We start from the raw sequence: 16,856 nt of genomic DNA on the forward strand, positions 1-16,856 counted from the left end.
GGCTGTTTATGAGTAAGCGATCTACCGCCGAAATGCTGGCTCGCCGCGAATTGCTGCTTGGCACCGGCGTCACCACGTTTTACCGGGATCCGGTCCACATCGTGCGTGGAGAGGGTGTCTGGCTATATGACGCCGATGGGCGGCGCTACCTCGACGTCTACAACAACGTGCCCTGCGTGGGGCACGCCAATCCCCGTGTCGTAAATGCGATGCGACGCCAGACGGAAACCCTCAACGTCCACTCGCGCTACCTGCACGAGGGCGTCCTCGATTACGCTGAGCGCCTGACCGGGTTGCACGCCGATCCGATCACGACGGTGGTGTTCACCTGCAGCGGGACCGAGGCCAACGAGGTAGCGATCCAGATGGCGCGCGCCGCGACCGGCGGCAAGGGCCTGGTCTGCACTGACGCCGCCTATCACGGCAACTCCACCGAGGTGCGCAAGCTGACCCGGTTGCGCAAACAGGAAAACCCCGAATACCGCTCGATTCCGACACCGCAGCGCTACCGGCCGGTCCGTGATGGTCTGGCCGACGATGCGTTAACCGATGCCTATCTCGAACTGCTGCAGGAGCAGATCGAAGGGTTTGCCGCCGATGGAGTGCCGTTTGCCGGGGCGCTGTTCTGTCCGATCCTGGCCAACGAGGGTCTGCCCGACATTCCGCCCCGATTCATGCTCCGGGCGGCCGAATTGGTTAGGGCCGCCGGCGGACTTCTGATCTGTGATGAGGTGCAGGCCGGGTTCGCGCGCACCGGCCAATGGTGGGGCTATCAGACTTCGGGCTTTGTTCCCGATGTCGCGGTGATGGGCAAACCGATGGGGAATGGCCTGCCGCTTGCCGGCGTGGCCGCCTCCGGCGAATTGGTCAACGCATTCCGATCCAAGACGCGCTATTTCAACACGTTCGCCTCAAGCCCCCTACAGGCCGCGGTCGGACAGGCGGTGATCGACGAAATCGAGGAGCGAGACCTTACCGCCAGCGTCGCCGAGATCGGATCTTATCTGCGAGAGCAGCTGCGCGCCATCGGCAGGGACTGCCCGGCTATCGCCGAGGTGCGCGGCCACGGTCTGTTCGTTGGCATCGAATGGGTCAAGGACCGAGGTAGCAAGGACCCTGATCCAGACGGGGCCGAGGAAATCATGAATCGGCTGCGCCGGTCCGGTTTTCTGATGGGACGATCCGGACAGCACGGCAACGTGCTGAAGGTTCGACCCCCGCTGGTGTTTGAGCGCGAACACGCCGACCTTTTTCTGGAGGGGTTCGCGGCCGCCGTCAGCAAGCCGACCTGAGCACTTGCCTGAACCGACCAACCTCGGCGCGGCCGAATTCCACGCCATTGCCGAACGCGCGTTGCCCTACTGGGGACTCAAACCCGCCCGCATTGAACTGGTCGCCAACGCCGAGAACTGCGTGTTTCGGCTGGAGATGCCGGATTCGCGGGCATACGTGCTGCGGATTCACCGCCCCGGTTACCACTCGCTGACCGAGCTCGAATCTGAGCTGGAGTGGGTACGGGCCCTCGCCGATGCCGGCATCAGCGTGTCGGTCGGCCGCCCGACCCTGGACGGTCGCGCTTACGCGGAAGTCCCGACCCCCGACGGGGAGTCCTCGCGGTTCGTCGGCCTGATCGATTGGACCGAGGGCCAGATCCTGGATGACGAGATCGAGCTCGAATCCGACCCCGATCGGATCGCGGCCCGCTTTGAGCAAATCGGCCGCATCGCTGCAAGGATCCACAACCAGGCCAGCCTCTGGTCACCGCCGCCGGGATTCGTCCGTCACGAATTCGACGTGCCCGGATTTGTCGGCGAGTCCCCGTTCTGGGGTCGGTTCTGGGACGTGCCGGTCCTGCGCCCAGAGCAGCGCGCAATACTGCTCCGCGCCCGCGATGGGGTAGCCAATTACCTGGGCGGTTACGGTAAGGATCCCGGCATTTATTCGATGATTCACTCCGACCTTCACCCCAGGAACTTCGTGGTAACCGCATCCGGCGATCTGCACGTAATCGACTTCGACGATGCTGGTTTCGGTTGGCACCAGTACGAACTGGCGACGGTGCTGTGGGAACTCGAGGGGGAGCCCGGTTTTGAAGAGGTCCGGCAGGCGTTGCTGACCGGATACCGGTCCTTGCGGCCGATCAGCGACGAAGCGGTGGCTTTAATCCCGCTTTTCCTGGTGATCAGAAGCCTGGCGTCGATCGGCTGGCGGTGGGAACGTCCCGATCTCGGTCGCGGCGCGACGATCCCGCAGTTGGTTGACGAGGCCTGTCGAAGCGTGGTGGCGTTCGGTTTCTGACCTTCGTTGCCTCGGTCCCGACTCGGCGCCAACCCCCGGAGGGGATGACTCCAAACGCCGAAATTGCGCCTAGCTACTTTCGAGTTCTCGCAGCCGTTCAACCGATGGGATTACGTTGTGCAAGGCGGCCTGCTGGTGTGGCTGCAGGTCCTGCCCTCCTCCGGTTGCGATGTGGGTTGCGAAGGGATCGCCGGCGATCGATTTCTTGCCGCTTAGTTCTTCCATGACGGCAAGTCCGCAAAACGGGACGTAGATCGGGCTGTAACCGCCCTCGTGGCTCATAACCAGTCGCCCAGAACAAAGTTCGTCGGCGGCCTCCAGCAGCATTCGCGTCATTGCCCGGAAGGTGTCCGAGTGCGCCATCATCCGTGCCAACGGGTCGAAATTGCTGGCATCGAACCCGGACGGCACGATGATCAGGTCCGGCTTATAAGCCCGCAAGGCCGGGACCACGACCTGGCGGATTGTTTCGGTATAGGCTCCGTGCCCGCTGCCCGGCGGCAGGGGAATGTTGATGTTGAAGCCGTCGCCGTCGCTTTCACCGTGTTCGCCGATGGTGCCGCTGTCGCGCGGGAAGCACTCGTCCTGGTGAATCGACATCGTCAGAACGTCGTTGCGATCGTAAAAAGCCTGCTGCGTGCCGTTCCCGTGGTGGACGTCCCAGTCCAGGGTCGCGATCCTGCTCAATCCGCGCTCGGACAGGGCGTGCATGGCCGCGATCGCGACGTTGCCGAAGATGCAGAACCCCATTCCCTGGTCGCGCTCGGCGTGATGACCGGGCGGGCGTACCAGCGCGTAGGCGTTGTCCACCTCGCCGTCGAGCACTGCGTCGACCGCCCTGATCGTTCCGCCGGCGGAAAGCAGCGCGATCTCGAATCCGCCCGTGGAGAACTCGGCGCCTATGCCGGCATCGCCGCCGCGCGCGGCCGAGAGTTTCCGCACCCGTTCGACGTGGTCGCGCGTATGAAACCGCAGCACCTGTTCGATAGTGGCCGGCTCCGGTTTTAGCCGGACCAGTTCCTCGGAGAAACCCGAAACTTCCAGGAGGTTGTTGAAGCGTCGCTTCGTATCGGGGTTTTCGTAATGTTCCCAGGCCTGCAGCCAGCGTCCGTGCTCGGGTCCGAGCGCCTGCCATCGGCCGGTGTCGTGCCACAGGTAGGACTCGTGATAGACCCATCCGGTCCGGCGCTCTGCCATGGCGGCCATTCCTGTTCGGTTGCAATCGGGGCCAATCCCCGGGCAGTCTATTCGGCCATACCGCGGGCCTGCCCTGGTGAAACCCGATCTCCGGCGCGCAAGCTTGGCGGCCGGAATTGAAATCCGGGCGCCCCAGGCCACTGGACTCGGCAGTCGTGCAGCCGCTGCTGGACCGGGTCGCACCCGGTCATCGATTGGCGTCGGTGACCCCGGCCGGGGCTGCCTACACGAACCGGGTCCACATCGTCAGGGCGGTTTCGCCGCGGGGCCACGAAATCTGCCTGGTGATCAAGCAGTTGACCGATTCACTTGACGCGGAGCGGGCGACCGCCGAGTTTCGGGGGCTGGAAATCGCCCACCGGCACGGCATCCCGGTCCCGGAGCCGCTGCTACTTGACGCTTCGGGCAGCGAATTGGGAGTGCCGGGACTGGTAACCGGATTCGTCGCGGGCGCCCAGGTGATGCGCCCCAAAGACGTCGCGGCCTGGGCTGAGGCGATGGCCGATGCCCTGCTGGCGATTCACGACATCGCCCCTTCGGCAGACGAGCGGGACGGCCTCTATGACGGGGAAGCGATCGGGCTCTATTTCCTTAGCGGTCACTGGCCCGCCGCCAACGCCCGCCATCCGCTGTCAGAGCAGATTTACGGGGCGATCGAAGAGCTGCGTCCCGAGCTCGAATGCACCCGGCAGGCGTTTCTGCACATGGACTTCTGGCCCGGAAACGTCCTGTGGGACCGGGACCGGATTGCGGCAATCGTCGACTGGGACGGTGCCGCGGTGGGAGACCGGGCGGTGGATGTCGGCAACTTTCGGATGGAGATGCACCTGCGCGGGATCAAGGAGGCCGCCGACATATTCCTGCGGCGCTATGAGGCCGGGGCCGGAGCGGTCAAGAACCTCGCGTTCTGGGAGCTGGCCGCGGCCGCCCGGCCGCTCCCCGATCCCTTCGCCTGGCTGCTCGATCCCCCCGCTGGCGCGGACAGCCGGGAACTGCTGCGCAATTTCAATGAATTCGTCGCCGGGGCCGCGGCGCGGATCCGGCGCGGGCGCGATTGAAGGACAGGCGGTCCCTCAAGTTGGATCGCTGCTGAAACCACCGAAGGGCGTCGCGATCAGTGCGCGCTGGCACCCTCGAGCATTCTGAGAATCTCCCCCGACGCCGGGCTGCCGTCGCGGCAGGCTTCGGCCCAGCCTTTGGCATCGGCCCCGAATAAGTCGTCCCGGATCGAAACATCTGCGGTTCGATCCAGCAGGTTTCTGACCATTTCAGGGCGGTGGAACTGGACGGCGAAGTGCAGGGCGGTGGTGTTGCGGTAGGGGCGGGAGTCGACGTCGATGCCGATTTGGAGCAGGTAATCAACCACGCTGCGCCGGTCGTTCAAAGCGGCAAAGACTAAGGCTTCGCCGATGATTTCAAGGTCATCCGCCGACGCGGGCTCCCCCGCGGGTCGACCCACGTCGGCCCAGTTTGGCCGGTAGGGACCTGGGTCGCGACGGAGAGTCAGGTCCGGCGACACCCAGTCGCGCACGGCCTCCAGCTGCCCGGCCGCCGCGGCCAGCCAGAGCGAGGGTCGGTGCAGGCCGTGATCAACCAGCACGTCGGCGGCTTCTTTGGAGCTGTGCATCGCCGCCGATTCGAGAGGGGTGATTCCGGCGTCGGCGCGGGCCGAAGGGTCGGCGCCGGCTGCCAGCAGTTGCCTGCACATTTCGGGCAGGTTCCAACATCCGGCCAGGTTCAGCGCCCGGTCCACTTCCGAGCCGGCCTTGATCAGGAGATCTACCACCGCCGGGTCGGGCGGAGCGAAGCCGGGTTGGGTGAGCCACTCCAGAGTCGTGTTACCGCTTGCGCGAGCGTGCACCAATCGGGGTTCTGATTCAAGTAATGCGCCAAGTTCGCTCACATTGCCCGTACGGGCGGCCCGCAGGGCGCGGGTGCTGCGGCGCGGGTCGATCATTGCCGCGGCCCCGATCAACAGCTCACGAAGGCCCATTTCGGTCCACGTCGGGCTTGTCTGACTCCCTGCCGACCGACCCATCCGGAGGGAGTTCCGCCAGTTCGAAAAATCGGGCCATCGCATTCGCGAGCCGCATTTGCCGTGGCGTGCGGCAGCGGACTTGGACCAGGTCCGGATTGGCAATTACTGCAGTCAGGCACTGGGCCCTGCTAGTGGCTACGTTTAGTCGGTTGAGGCTGTAGAGAAACTCCATTCCTCGCGGGGCGTCGGCGGGGCTGCTAGTGGCCATCGAGTAGATGGACACCGGAGCTTCCTGACCCTGAAACTTGTCGACCGTTCCCACCCGCGCTCCGGGCATGGCATCCTCAATTTGGGCAACCTGGGCGTTGTAGGGAGTGATTATCAGGACGTCTTCGTCAGTTATTGGCCTCATGGACCCGGAAGGATCGCGGCAGCGCGGCCCGGACGCAAGCAGACTGCCTACGATCCGAGACAGCTCGCGGGCCTCTTCGGCTGATTTGTTCGAATTGCCAGCGTGGCTCACCGGAACCAATCTGATTCCGGCCCCAGACAACGGGCCCGCACCCTCGAGCAACCACTTCTCGCGATCGGGGCGCGAACGCAATTGACCCTCGTAGAAGACTTCGGATGTAAAGCAACAGATCCGCGGGTGCAGCCGCCAGGTCCCGTCAAGAAAGACGCCCATCTCAGGGGAGATTACCCGATCGCCGTCGAGGATGTGACCCATGGCCGAACGCTCGGCCCCGGGCGGGTGAACGCCTTTCAGCGGTTGATTGAGCTGCTGCGGGTCTCCTAGCAGAACCAGATTCCGGGCACAGGCCGAAGCGGCCAGCGCGTCGGCCAGCGACATTTGACCAGCTTCGTCGATCACCAATACGTCTATACAGTCGATCAATTCTCCGCGGGCCCATAGCCAGGTCGTTCCACCGATGACGTCGTAGGCGCCGCCAAGCAAAGCCTTGACTGCGTCGCCGGTCTCTAGCCTGTCGGCATAAGTAATCGACTGGTCCGGTGAACGCTGCCCCATGCGCAGGCGGCGGCCGCGTTTTTCTGCCGCCGCCGCGACCTTGGCCATCAGTTCGCCGTATACCTTGTGGCTGTTCGCAGTTACTCCAACCCGTAGCCCCGACTCGACCAGGTCGACGATGATCTCGGCCCCGGTGGTGCTCTTTCCTGAGCCCGGCGGTCCCTGAATTGCCAGATAACTCTCGTCAAGTCCCAGAGCCAGTTGCCGCGCCACCTCTGCCGGGTCCTGCCCCGGCAAGTGCAGCGGCTGGCCCGGTTTGTTGCCCAGCCGCGGAGGAACCCGCCGCAATAGGTCCCTACCGGCCCGGTTGGGGCCAGATGCCTGGATTCCGCGCTCTTGTGTCCAGCGGGCAAGCTGCCGGAGCCGTTCCGGTTTCGGTCCAGGATTGACGTGATCGAAAGGAATCAGGGAGTTTGGCCGGGGGGCAGGACGACTGCTGCCGCGGCGGATTTGGATCTGGCGCCGGCGGTCGTCGACGCTAACGACGCTGCCCGCGGCTTTTCCGGTCGCGGGGTCGTGGGGCGAAGTATCCAGCTCAATTGCGTGTTCCTGGGCCGGATAGCTGAAGGCGTATATGGTCGACCTGGAGCGGGGTCGGGGATCAGGCCAGGACCCGGCTGGGCTGAGCCCGCCCAGCGTTGACGAGTCGATGATCCGTTCGGCATCGTCGAGTTCGTCGCGAAGCCTGAAGTACTCCCACCAGAAGGACTTGTCCTCGCGCCGGTGCCAGTTCAGCAGCTGTGCCAACAGCCAAGTCGCACGCTGATCGGAGTCCATCTCGGCGGTATTGGTTGGCAGGTTCGCCAACAACGCGTCGACCAGGCGGTTCACCCCCTGCTGCTGCTCCGAATCGCCGGTCTCTTCCGGCCGCGGTGCAGCCGGACGTGGGAGCTCGCGCCCCAGTTCGTCCCGTAGTTTTGAGCGCTCACGCTCCAGAAAATCACGCAACCGAAGCGTGGAAATGCAGTCGTCGCGGTTGTAGTCCTGAATCGCCTGCCGGAGGGATTCGCGTTCCCTGCCCGCCTCCTCGTTGTCCAGTTCCAACCAGGTTTCGAATTCGACCAGGCTCTGGCCAGCCTCGCGTAGGTCTACTTTGCGGTCAAAGCCGTAAAGCGGTTCGAGTTTTTTGATCGAATAGCTCTCCACCGACGCGCGGATACCCTGGCGCACGGCCCGGTAAAGATCGACAAACACCCGGCCGCGCAACAGGCGGTCAACCTCCTCTTCGCGGGTGTTGTGGCGTCCCGCCAGACGTCGTACTGCCGCCGGTTCGTACGGGGAGTAATGGTAGACGTGCAGATCGGGGTTCTTCTCGAGCCGCCCCGTGAGCAGGTCGATGAACTCCTCGAACGCGCGGCGTTCGGCGGCGGTCGTGACCGTACCCCGCTCGATCGACCAGAAAGCGTGAAATTTGAGGTCGTCCGCGGCGCCGGCCTCCAAGGCTCCGAATAGGTACTCGATTCCGTCGAATTCGCTTGATTCGAAGAATGGGTCGCCTTCGAAATCGACGAAGAGGTCATCAGGGGTCGGCTCCGGCAACATCAGCAGGCCATGATCCTCCAACAACCCACCATCGCGGCCGGCCGGCGGCCCTATCCTCTCCGAAATCACCTCTCCTATCCGGTCGCCCCTGACCTGGATCTCGGCCTGATCGCGGGCCCGCGTCAGGGAGTGTCGGCCGATATCTTCGATTTCCGAGAGTTGGGCGTCCGCGAGCCGGGCAAGACCTGTGCGTGTTGTTATGCCGGATTGGCGTAGCCGCAACCGGTGCCGTGTATCCAGGTTCGCCACCAGCGCCAAGTCGTCTGATTCGCGCCAGCGTCGCCGGCAATTCACGCTCCAGCGGCAAACCTCGCAGTGCGCGACCGGATCCGGCGTCGATTTGGGTGGAAGATCGGAACCGTCCTCCAGGAACCGTTCGAAGGAGCCGGCCACGAGTCGGAAGTAGGCTGAGTAATCGGCGACCCTGAAACGGGCCTCTTCTCTCGCAAACCCGCCCAGCGCCAGGTACATGTTTTGCGGCTGGGTTCCCTGGATCCCTGCGACCAGGTCCGAATAAAAACACAGTTGCAGGACCGCCGAGGCTTTGGGCGAGCGGGCAAGTTTGGTGTCCCACACTTCGTAACCCCACAGGCCCAGATTGCTGGGCTCCTCGACCCTCCGCAAAAAGTCGGCAAATCCGAGGCGGCGACCGTCGTACAAAACAGCCTGGTAAATGACCCCCGCCCCGGCTCGCATCGCTGCAATCGTGGCGTCGCGGCCGGCCCGCAGGCGCCCCTCGGTGGAAAGACTCTCGTCAAATTCGATTTCGGTGACGCATGCACCGTTTTCCCTGAGCGTCCCGAGGAACCGACGTTCGTGCAATTCGCCGCGCTTGGCGATTCTTTCCAGCACGGGATCGTCTTCCAGCGGTGGATTCAGTAGCCCTGCCGCCAACGCCCGATCGAGCCGGGTTAAGTATTCACACTCCAGGTAACCCACCAGGTCGGTGGCCGAGTAAACGAATTCCCCGCCCCGTTTACGCATCGTTTAAACCCGCCAAGAAGGGCGTCCATCGGCCCGCCGGATAGCGCCAAACCTCTTCGCCGTCGCCGCGAATCCAAACACGGCCAGGGGCTGGTTCCGGGCGATTCGCCGTTTCAAGGGCCACCCGCGAACAGATCCGTGTATGGCTTGTACTGGAACAACCGGTTGCGTTTGTTCCCGGTGATTTCTGCCAGCAAACCTTCTTCCACAAATCGGGCGATCAAGAGATTGGCTGGGCCAAAGCCGATCTTTGTGTTGCGGCTCACCAGGTTCACATTAACGACCGGGAACTTGTACAGGAGTTCCAATATGCGCAATCCGTTGGCGGCCGAGCGCCCGAAGTTCTCGGTAACTTTTTGCCTGTGCTCTTCGCGAAGAGCGACAACCTCGGCCGCTGCCAATGCGGCCTGGTCGCTGACCTGCAACACACCTCTGAGGAAGAACATAACCCATTCCTCCCAGGCGCCCTCATCCCGTACCGCCTGTAGGCGGAGGTAGTATTCGTCCCGGCGCCGGATGAAGTACTCCGAAAGAAACAACGCGGGTTTGCGCAGGGTCCGTGAAATGATCAGCAAGAACGTGACCAGAAGCCGCCCGATTCGCCCATTTCCATCGAGGAATGGATGAATGGTTTCAAATTGCGCGTGCACCAGTGCGACCTTGACCAATATCGGCAAGTCCGACATTGAATGCCAGAACTTTTCCAGTTCCCCAAGCGCAGTCTGCATCTCGTGCGGCGGGGGAGGCACGAATACCGCTTCGTTTATGGTGCTGCCCGCAGCTCCAATCCAGTTTTGGGATGTCCTGAATTCCCCCGGACGGTATTGCGATCCGCGAACGTCCTTGATCAAAACGCCGTGGATTTCCTTGATTAAGCGCATCGATAGCGGCAACGTTTCGAGGCGCTCCAGCCCGTGATTGAGTGCCTGGACGTGGTTAATCACTTCCCAGACATCGTCGCGTTCGTGCAGCCCGAAAAGCTTGGCCTCCGCGGCCAGCAAATCATTTAGCGAACTTTGCGTTCCTTCGATTTGGCTAGACAGTACGGCTTCTTTACGGATGAACATGTACATGAACAGGTCGGCGTCCGGCAAGATTTGGATTGATCCGTCAAGGCGGCCAAGCGCGATTCCGGCTTCTGAAAGCAGAGAGTGTCCGGTCTCGTCCAGTTGCAGAGGTGGGTCTGGTGGCAACGAGCGTGGGATGAACGCCCGGTATCCGGCGGGCTGGGAAATGTATCGACCTGCGCGGCCGATGGCAGTCGAGCTCAAATTCGATGCTCTCGTCAAATGATTCTTGTTGTTGCCTGAGGGCAATAAAGAGTTGAAATTCCTTCCATATTGTCGCCAGCATGCAATAAGGACGATAATCGGCGCCGTTATTTTGACGGAATTGAATATGGATCGCCGCCCATCACCGCAGGGCTGTGATGTCGCGATTGCGCACCCGGACACATAGGGAAAGGCACGCCCAGCGATCATCTAGCTCGCGCATTGCGGCCCCAACTCGGTCGCGATGTGAAGCGCCTCCGGAATTCAAAATCAGCTAACTTGGGCCCTCCTGGTATTGGAGATTGACTTGGATTTGGAACTTGGTGGCCGAGTAGCGGTAGTCACCGGCGGAAGCATGGGGATTGGCAAAGCGATCGCGATTGAACTTGCCCGCGAAGGTGTCGACCTGGCCCTGGCTGCCCGAACCGCCGGCCCGCTGGAGGCAACCGTCAAGGAGATTGCCGCATCGACCGGGCGCCGGGTGATTGGAGTACCGACGGATACGACCAGCACCGCAGCCGTCCAGAATCTGGTGGACAAGACGATTACCGAATTTGGACGCATCGACATCCTGGTCAACTCGGCCGCCATGGCCGGCGGCCAGGTCACTGGCGACCTGGACGAGGCCCAGGAGAAGGACCTGATCGAAGACTTGGACACCAAGGTGGTCGGTTACTTCCGCACCATCAAGGCGGTTGCGCCGCACATGCGGGCCCGCAAATGGGGGCGGATCATCAGCATCGGCGGGCTGTCGGCGCGCAGCTCGTCGATCTACGGCCTCCGCAACGCAGCGGTCGTCCACATGTCCAAGACCCTGTCTGACGAACTGGGTGCGGACGGGATTACGCTCAACGTGATTCACCCCGGCCTCACCGTGACCGAGGCCGTCGACGCACGGTTGGACAGGCAGGCTGCCGAGCGGGGCATCTCGCGCCAGGAGCTGGAGCGCGAATCGGCCGCCGGCGTGGCTATCAGGCGACTGCCGCGGCCGCAGGACCTGGCCTGGCTGGCCGCCTATCTTGCCTCGCCCAAGTCCGAATGCGTCACTGGGGAAGTGATCGCCGCCGGAGGTGGGTCGCAGCGCTCGGTGCACACCTGATTCGGCGCCGGCCAACGCCCGCCGCCCGACCGTCGGGATGAGCACCCCGGCTCAGGATTCGAGCCGGCGATACCACGGGCTGGACGGCCTGCGCGGGTTCGCGATGCTGCTCGGCATAGTCGTGCACGCGTCACTTCCCTATTTTTCGCGTTTGCTCCGATTCGAGTTCGCCTGGCCGGCCGACGACGATCAGTCGCTGCTACTGTTCCTGGTGTTCGACTTCATTCACGCTTGGCGGATGCCGGTGTTTTTTCTCATGGCCGGATTCTTCGCCCATCTGGTGCTCAGTCGCCGCGCGATGAAGATCTTTGCCGTGGACCGACTGAAGCGTGTCGGCCTGCCGCTGGTGCTGTTCGGCGCCGTGATGACGGTATTGATCCCGCCGATCTGGGTATACGGGTGGACCGGCAAGATGTCGGTCGAAACATTCTGGGTAGTGGTTCGGGGGTCACAGGACCTGGGTTCGAGCGGTGAACTGGTCGCCCACCTCTGGTTCCTCTACCAGCTCTTGCTCATGTACGCCGCGTTGCTGGCGTTTCGATTGCTGGCAAGTACGGGAATGGCCCAGCATGTGCTGCGCTCGGCTGAATTGAAGAAATGGTGCGGGCGCGCAGGAATTGCGGTTTACGCGCGATTTCCGCTGCTTCTTGCGCTGGCCGGCATCGCGCTGCTGGTTTTTCGCGGCGGCGACGAGTCCAAACCGATCTGGCCGCTCAACTGGCCGGACTTGTTGTACGGCGCACTGTTTTTCTTCTACGGATACGGACTGTTTGCCCGCCGCCATTTGATCGAACGGTGGAAAGACCCTGTTGTCCTGGCCGCTCTCTGGGTCACGGCGCTGGCGGCATTCTTGGCCCATTTCGTGCTGCTCGGGGCGCTTGACGATGCCTCGAACCGGGGCGCCGCCCAAGAGGAGATTGAATCCATCTGGCTGCTGGGTACGATCTTCTACGGAGCCGCCGGGGCCCTGATTTGCGCCGGGTTGATCGGATTGTTCGAACGGGTCTTGCAGCGTCCGCTGGAATGGGTCCGCTGGCTCGCCGACTCCGCCTACTGGGTATACATCCTCCATTTGCCGCTGGTGGCTTTCCTGACCTTCTGGTTCGCCCACCGTGACCGGCAGGGAAGGTTGGATTTCGGAATTGGCCTGGAATTCGGCGCCGAGGCAAAGTTCCTGATTGCCTGCGCCCTGACCGGCGCCGTGACCCTGGTCAGCTATCGTTACCTGGTCCGCTATTCGCTGCTGGGATCGATGCTCAACGGTCCGCGTTCGAGGGTCCCGCCCAGACCGCGGTAAACCGGATTCGGATGACTTCCAGGGGGGGCTCGGGCCGCCTGCTATTCGCTGCTCGCGTGGTCCGGGCCGCGCTGGATGACGAAGTCATGCTCATGCATTTCGAACACGGCCGCGGTGATACCAAAGCTCTCGTAGGCGGCTTTGGCCGCTACGTTTTCGCGTTCGACGTACAGCCGGATTCCGCACACGTTGCGCTCGTCGGCCAGCTCCAGCACACGCCCGTACAGGGCTTTGAGGACGCCCTGGCGCCGGAATTCGGGCCTTACGAACACGCTCTGGAGCCACCAGAACTCACCGTCGCGCCAGTCGCTCCACTCGTAGGTGATCATCAGCTGCCCGATAGGAGCACCATCTGACTCGGCGATCAGGTAAAACGCGCGGCGCTCGTCGGCGAGCGCGTTGGCAACCCCGGAGCGCAGGCGGTCGCGATCGAGTTCCACGCCCTCGGATTCATCGGCCAGCCGAACGTTGAAATCCACGATCGTTTCCAGATCCCGCGGTCGGGCGCGCCGGATAGTGATCATCGATGGCCCGGGCAGCCCGTATTGACTCTCAGGCAAGGGTGCGGCGCCGTCCTTCCATAGCCGGCACTAGCGGGCGCGCTCCCAATGGATGTGGCCTATTTTTTCCACGCCCTTGATCATCATCGGAGGAGTCGTAAGCAGCAGGCGGTCGCCTTCCAGGCGGAAGTAGCGCCGCTGCGAGGAACCTATTCGGTTTGGGAAAAAGGCCACGTCGATGTGGTGGAGCACCGAATCGCCGTCGATTTCGTAGCGCCCGCAGTAGGAGAAGAATCCCTCCGCCGCGGCCAGTTTTTCGGCGTCGGTCCCGCCCAGCAGGTCCTCCTGGGCGTAGCCTTGCCGGCCGGCCGACATCATCGCCACCGACATGAACCCATCGTCGGTGTAAATAAGCTAGCCGTCTGCGTCCGGACCGAGCGGGCTGCTGACCGACCCGTCCGCGCCGCGGGCTTCGTATTTGGTCAGACGCCAGGTCCCGGCAATCGATCCATCTTGCATGCGCGCTCACAGCCTTTGCAACGGAGCAGCTATTGAGAATCTGGCCGCATTTGTCCGGATCGAGACCCAATCGCGGCGAGCCGGGTCGCGGCGGCCAGAGCCTCCGGCAGAGGTCGTCATTTGCGGCCAAATATAGTATGTGACTCGCGAGCTTTCGGGGGTGGGAGCACGGTTGACTGGAACCAAACGCATGGTGTCCCTGCGCCGTCGCCTGGGCCTGACTACCCGGGGCGGCTTTACCGCCTACCTGTTCGTGCTGCCGTCGGTGGTTTTCATCGGGATTTACGTGATCGTCCCGATATTCGGTGCCGTCTACTACTCCTTCACCTCCTACGACCTTCTGACGGCTCCCGAATGGACCGGGGCAAGCAACTACACCGACATCCGGAGCGACCCGCAGTTTTACCCGGCAATGCGCAACACCCTGGTTTTTGCGCTAGGCACGGTTCCGGCCGGGGTGATCAGCTCGCTGCTCCTGGCGGTCCTGATCGACCGGTCCATTCGCGGCATCTATTTCTTCCGGGCCATGTTCTACATGCCGGTCGTTTCCTCGTTCGTGGCGGTTTCGGTCATCTTTCTCTGGATCTACGAACCCCAATTCGGAGTCGGCAACCAGATCCTGCGGTTTGTGGGGTTTCCCGGCCTGAAGTGGCTGCGCAGCGCCGACACCGCCCTGCTCTCGATCATCCTGATGAGCATCTGGAAGAACATGGGCCTGAACATGGTCATCTACCTGGCCGGCCTGCAGTCGATACCGCCGCACCTTTACGAGGCGGCCGAGATCGACGGCGCCGGGCGGATATCGAAGATGTTCCGGATCACCATTCCGCTGCTGGGTCCGACCACGTACTTCGTGGTGATCGTCTACTTCATCGGCGCGCTGCAGATGTTCACGCAGGTGTTCGTCTTGGCCTGCCTGAGTGTCGACTCGATCTGCGGCGGCCCTTTGGATTCGACGATCACAATCGTGATGCACATTTACTTCGAGGCGCTCGTAAACCTGCAAATGGGTTATGGGTCGGCAATGTCAGTGGTGCTTTTCGTGGTGATTGCCGCCATCACCGTCATAAACGCCCGCCTTCTGTCGTACGACATCGTCTATTGAGCTAGATAACGCAACCTGCCGCTTCGGCGCGGCATTTGAACCCAACCGCGGCCCTGCGGACTCCGCAGCGTTCTCCCCCGCGGCTCCCTCATGCAGACTGCCGCGAATCTCCTCCGGTTCGGCGACCCAATCCGCGACTTTTGTGATCACAATGGCTGAGCAAATTGAACGGCCACTTCGCCATCCGAGATAGAGCGAGCATCCCATGAATGCCAACGTCGACCAACTTGGTCATCTGCAACGCAAACTCGCCTATGAGACCGATTCGGCCGATCTGCACGCGGCGCTGGATCGTGGCGAACCGATCACCGTAATCGACGGCCGCTCGGCCGAGGCTCATTCAGCCGAACACATCCCTGGCGCGATCAGCCTCCCACACCGATCGATCAGCGCTGCTACTGCGGCCGCGCTGGACAAATCCAGCGTGCTGGTGTGCTACTGCGACGGCATCGGCTGCAACGCTTCGACCAAGACCGCGCTTAAGCTACTTGAGCTCGGGTTCCAGGTGCGCGAGCTCATCGGCGGCCTGGACTGGTGGAAGCGAGACGGATATCCCACTCATGGGTCGAACGGGAGTATCCCGGTCCCCTCTGCGATCAACATTGTGGAGTCGTCAACCGGGCGGGCCGCCCGGTAGGCGAACGCACGTCCGCGAGCATTTCGAGCTGGCTGCCGGGGGGCGTCTCGGGAAATACCGGCGCGACCTGCGTTGCCGGGTCTAGTCTGGCAGCATGCTGGAAATCGTCGAGCGAACCAATCCCGCCCTGATTGAGTCCACCTGCCGCCTGCATCAACGCGGCGATATACCTCCGGACTGCTACGTGGTGGACCTGGAAGTCGTCAGGGAGAGCGCCGCCCGGCTGGCCGAGCGCGCCGAGGCCAACGATCTGCGGATCTATGCCATGACCAAGCAGTTCAACCGCAATCCCTCAATCCTTGAGGCGATCTCCTCGGCCGGAGTCGAAAAGTTCGTTGCCGTCGACATTGAAGGGGCCCGTGCCATCAGCGCCCAGGGACTCGACGTAGCCCACGTGGGGCATCTTTCCCAGATTCCCCGCTTTTGGATTCCGGAAGTCCTGTCTATGCGGCCGGACGTTTGGACGGTGTACGGCCACGAGAACGCAAAGGCGATCTCCGAAGCGGCAACGGCCAGAGTCATTCGTCAGGACCTCTTGTTGAAAGTCACCGGACCGGATGATTTCACGTTTGCGGGCCAAGAGGGCGGAATTCCCGTCAAGCAGGTGGTGGATTTCGCCCGCAATATCCGGGACCTGCCGGGTGTTCGTATCGTCGGCGTCACCGGTTTTCCGACCGTTGACTACGACCATGACGCGAACCGGTTGACGGCGCTGCCCAACATGGCCACGGTTGTAGACGCGGCGCGCCGGGTTCAGGAGGAACTGGGCATCGAAATGCCTCAGATCAACTGTCCGGGCAACTCTTCGTGCGCGTCAATGGACCTGATCGCGGCCCATGGCGGTACGGACGCCGAGCCCGGTTCCGCCTTCTGGGGAATGGCCCCCCAGCAATTGTTCGGCGATGATGTCGGTCGGCCCGGACAGGTCTATCTGACAGAGGTGTCGCACCGGGCTCGCGACCGGGTGATGGTCTATGGCGGCGGGTTCTACCCTGCCCGCCAGGACGGACCATGGGCGGTTTCGGCCGCGCTGGTAGGCGATCAACCGGATTCACTTTCCGGCAACAGGGTGCCCGCCGAGATTCCCGCAGCGCGCTGGATCGACTACTACGCCTGGCTATACCCTGATGCCGGCCAAATAGTCCGGCCGGGAGATTCGGCAATCTTCTTTTTCAGGCCGCAGGTGTTTAATTCGCGCTCTGCTCACGTGGCCGCAATTGAAGGCGTGCAGCAGGGAGAACCGACCGTGATTTCAGTCCACGACAAGGCCAACCGCCGAATCAGGTAACGAATTCAAATCCGGGACGCGGTGTCGATTGATCTACTGCTGCGCAGGCTGTTCCGCCACCGCCACGGTATTTGGATCCAGGAGTACTTATTCAGAAGCTTTTGCGTACGTGAC

General features: G+C 62.7%; 14 protein-coding genes. 8 read left to right on the forward strand and 6 right to left on the reverse strand.

Annotated features, from left to right (window positions below):
• The first annotated feature begins 8 nt into the window (after positions 1–8).
• Both F4X41_09925 and F4X41_09930 read left to right on the forward strand, forming a co-directional pair.
• Positions 9–1,292, forward strand: a complete 1,284-nt coding sequence (locus tag F4X41_09925) for an aspartate aminotransferase family protein (GenBank protein MYB17325.1) — start codon at positions 9–11, stop codon at positions 1,290–1,292.
• Between the two features lie 4 nt (positions 1,293–1,296).
• On the forward strand, positions 1,297–2,298 hold the full coding sequence (locus F4X41_09930) for a phosphotransferase (protein MYB17326.1): 1,002 nt from the start codon (positions 1,297–1,299) through the stop codon (positions 2,296–2,298).
• Positions 2,299–2,367: 69 nt separating this feature from the next.
• On the opposite strand, the gene F4X41_09935 is transcribed toward F4X41_09930, so the two are convergent.
• Positions 2,368–3,495 carry a class II histone deacetylase gene (locus F4X41_09935; GenBank protein MYB17327.1) on the reverse strand — a complete coding sequence of 376 codons (1,128 nt, stop codon included), beginning with the start codon at positions 3,493–3,495 and terminating at the stop codon, positions 2,368–2,370.
• Positions 3,496–3,581: 86 nt separating this feature from the next.
• Here F4X41_09935 and F4X41_09940 point away from each other — a divergent pair, with 86 nt between their 5' ends.
• Entirely contained in the window at positions 3,582–4,553 is a 972-nt protein-coding gene (locus F4X41_09940) for a phosphotransferase (protein MYB17328.1), read from the forward strand.
• A gap of 56 nt (positions 4,554–4,609) precedes the next feature.
• Here F4X41_09940 and F4X41_09945 read toward each other — a convergent pair whose 3' ends face one another.
• The 3 genes from F4X41_09945 to F4X41_09955 all read right to left on the reverse strand — a co-directional run bounded on the left by F4X41_09945 (position 4,610) and on the right by F4X41_09955 (position 10,507).
• A complete protein-coding gene (locus F4X41_09945; protein ID MYB17329.1) occupies positions 4,610–5,575 on the reverse strand; it encodes an ankyrin repeat domain-containing protein in 966 nt (321 codons plus the stop codon).
• Positions 5,475–9,026, reverse strand: coding sequence for a TM0106 family RecB-like putative nuclease (locus tag F4X41_09950; GenBank protein MYB17330.1), 3,552 nt, complete (start codon positions 9,024–9,026; stop codon positions 5,475–5,477). The genes F4X41_09945 and F4X41_09950 overlap by 101 nt, the downstream gene beginning before the upstream one ends.
• A 113-nt stretch (positions 9,027–9,139) precedes the next feature.
• Positions 9,140–10,507: a Fic family protein gene (locus tag F4X41_09955; protein MYB17331.1), complete on the reverse strand. Its 1,368-nt coding sequence runs from the start codon at positions 10,505–10,507 to the stop codon at positions 9,140–9,142.
• Positions 10,508–10,604: 97 nt separating this feature from the next.
• Here F4X41_09955 and F4X41_09960 point away from each other — a divergent pair, with 97 nt between their 5' ends.
• Positions 10,605–11,396 carry an SDR family oxidoreductase gene (locus tag F4X41_09960; protein MYB17332.1) on the forward strand — a complete coding sequence of 264 codons (792 nt, stop codon included), beginning with the start codon at positions 10,605–10,607 and terminating at the stop codon, positions 11,394–11,396.
• Between the two features lie 37 nt (positions 11,397–11,433).
• Complete coding sequence (locus F4X41_09965) at positions 11,434–12,693, forward strand: acyltransferase family protein (GenBank protein ID MYB17333.1); 1,260 nt, start codon at positions 11,434–11,436, stop codon at positions 12,691–12,693.
• Between the two features lie 41 nt (positions 12,694–12,734).
• Here the strand turns inward: F4X41_09965 and F4X41_09970 are convergent, their stop codons facing one another.
• Entirely contained in the window at positions 12,735–13,217 is a 483-nt protein-coding gene (locus F4X41_09970) for a GNAT family N-acetyltransferase (GenBank protein ID MYB17334.1), read from the reverse strand.
• 66 nt (positions 13,218–13,283) lie between these two features.
• Positions 13,284–13,583, reverse strand: coding sequence for a lipocalin-like domain-containing protein (locus F4X41_09975; protein ID MYB17335.1), 300 nt, complete (start codon positions 13,581–13,583; stop codon positions 13,284–13,286).
• Between the two features lie 319 nt (positions 13,584–13,902).
• On the opposite strand from F4X41_09975, the gene F4X41_09980 reads away from it, so the two are divergent.
• The 3 genes from F4X41_09980 (at position 13,903) to F4X41_09990 (ending at position 16,742) form a co-directional block, all read left to right on the forward strand.
• Positions 13,903–14,817: a sugar ABC transporter permease gene (locus F4X41_09980; GenBank protein ID MYB17336.1), complete on the forward strand. Its 915-nt coding sequence runs from the start codon at positions 13,903–13,905 to the stop codon at positions 14,815–14,817.
• 205 nt (positions 14,818–15,022) lie between these two features.
• A complete protein-coding gene (locus tag F4X41_09985; GenBank protein ID MYB17337.1) occupies positions 15,023–15,454 on the forward strand; it encodes a rhodanese-like domain-containing protein in 432 nt (143 codons plus the stop codon).
• A gap of 94 nt (positions 15,455–15,548) precedes the next feature.
• Positions 15,549–16,742 (forward strand): YhfX family PLP-dependent enzyme, encoded by a 1,194-nt coding sequence (locus tag F4X41_09990; protein MYB17338.1) that lies wholly within the window; start codon positions 15,549–15,551, stop codon positions 16,740–16,742.
• The last annotated feature ends 114 nt before the right edge of the window (positions 16,743–16,856 follow it).

It is taken from the genome of Chloroflexota bacterium (assembly GCA_009840625.1).
GTDB lineage: Bacteria > Chloroflexota > UBA11872 > UBA11872 > VXNJ01 > VXNJ01.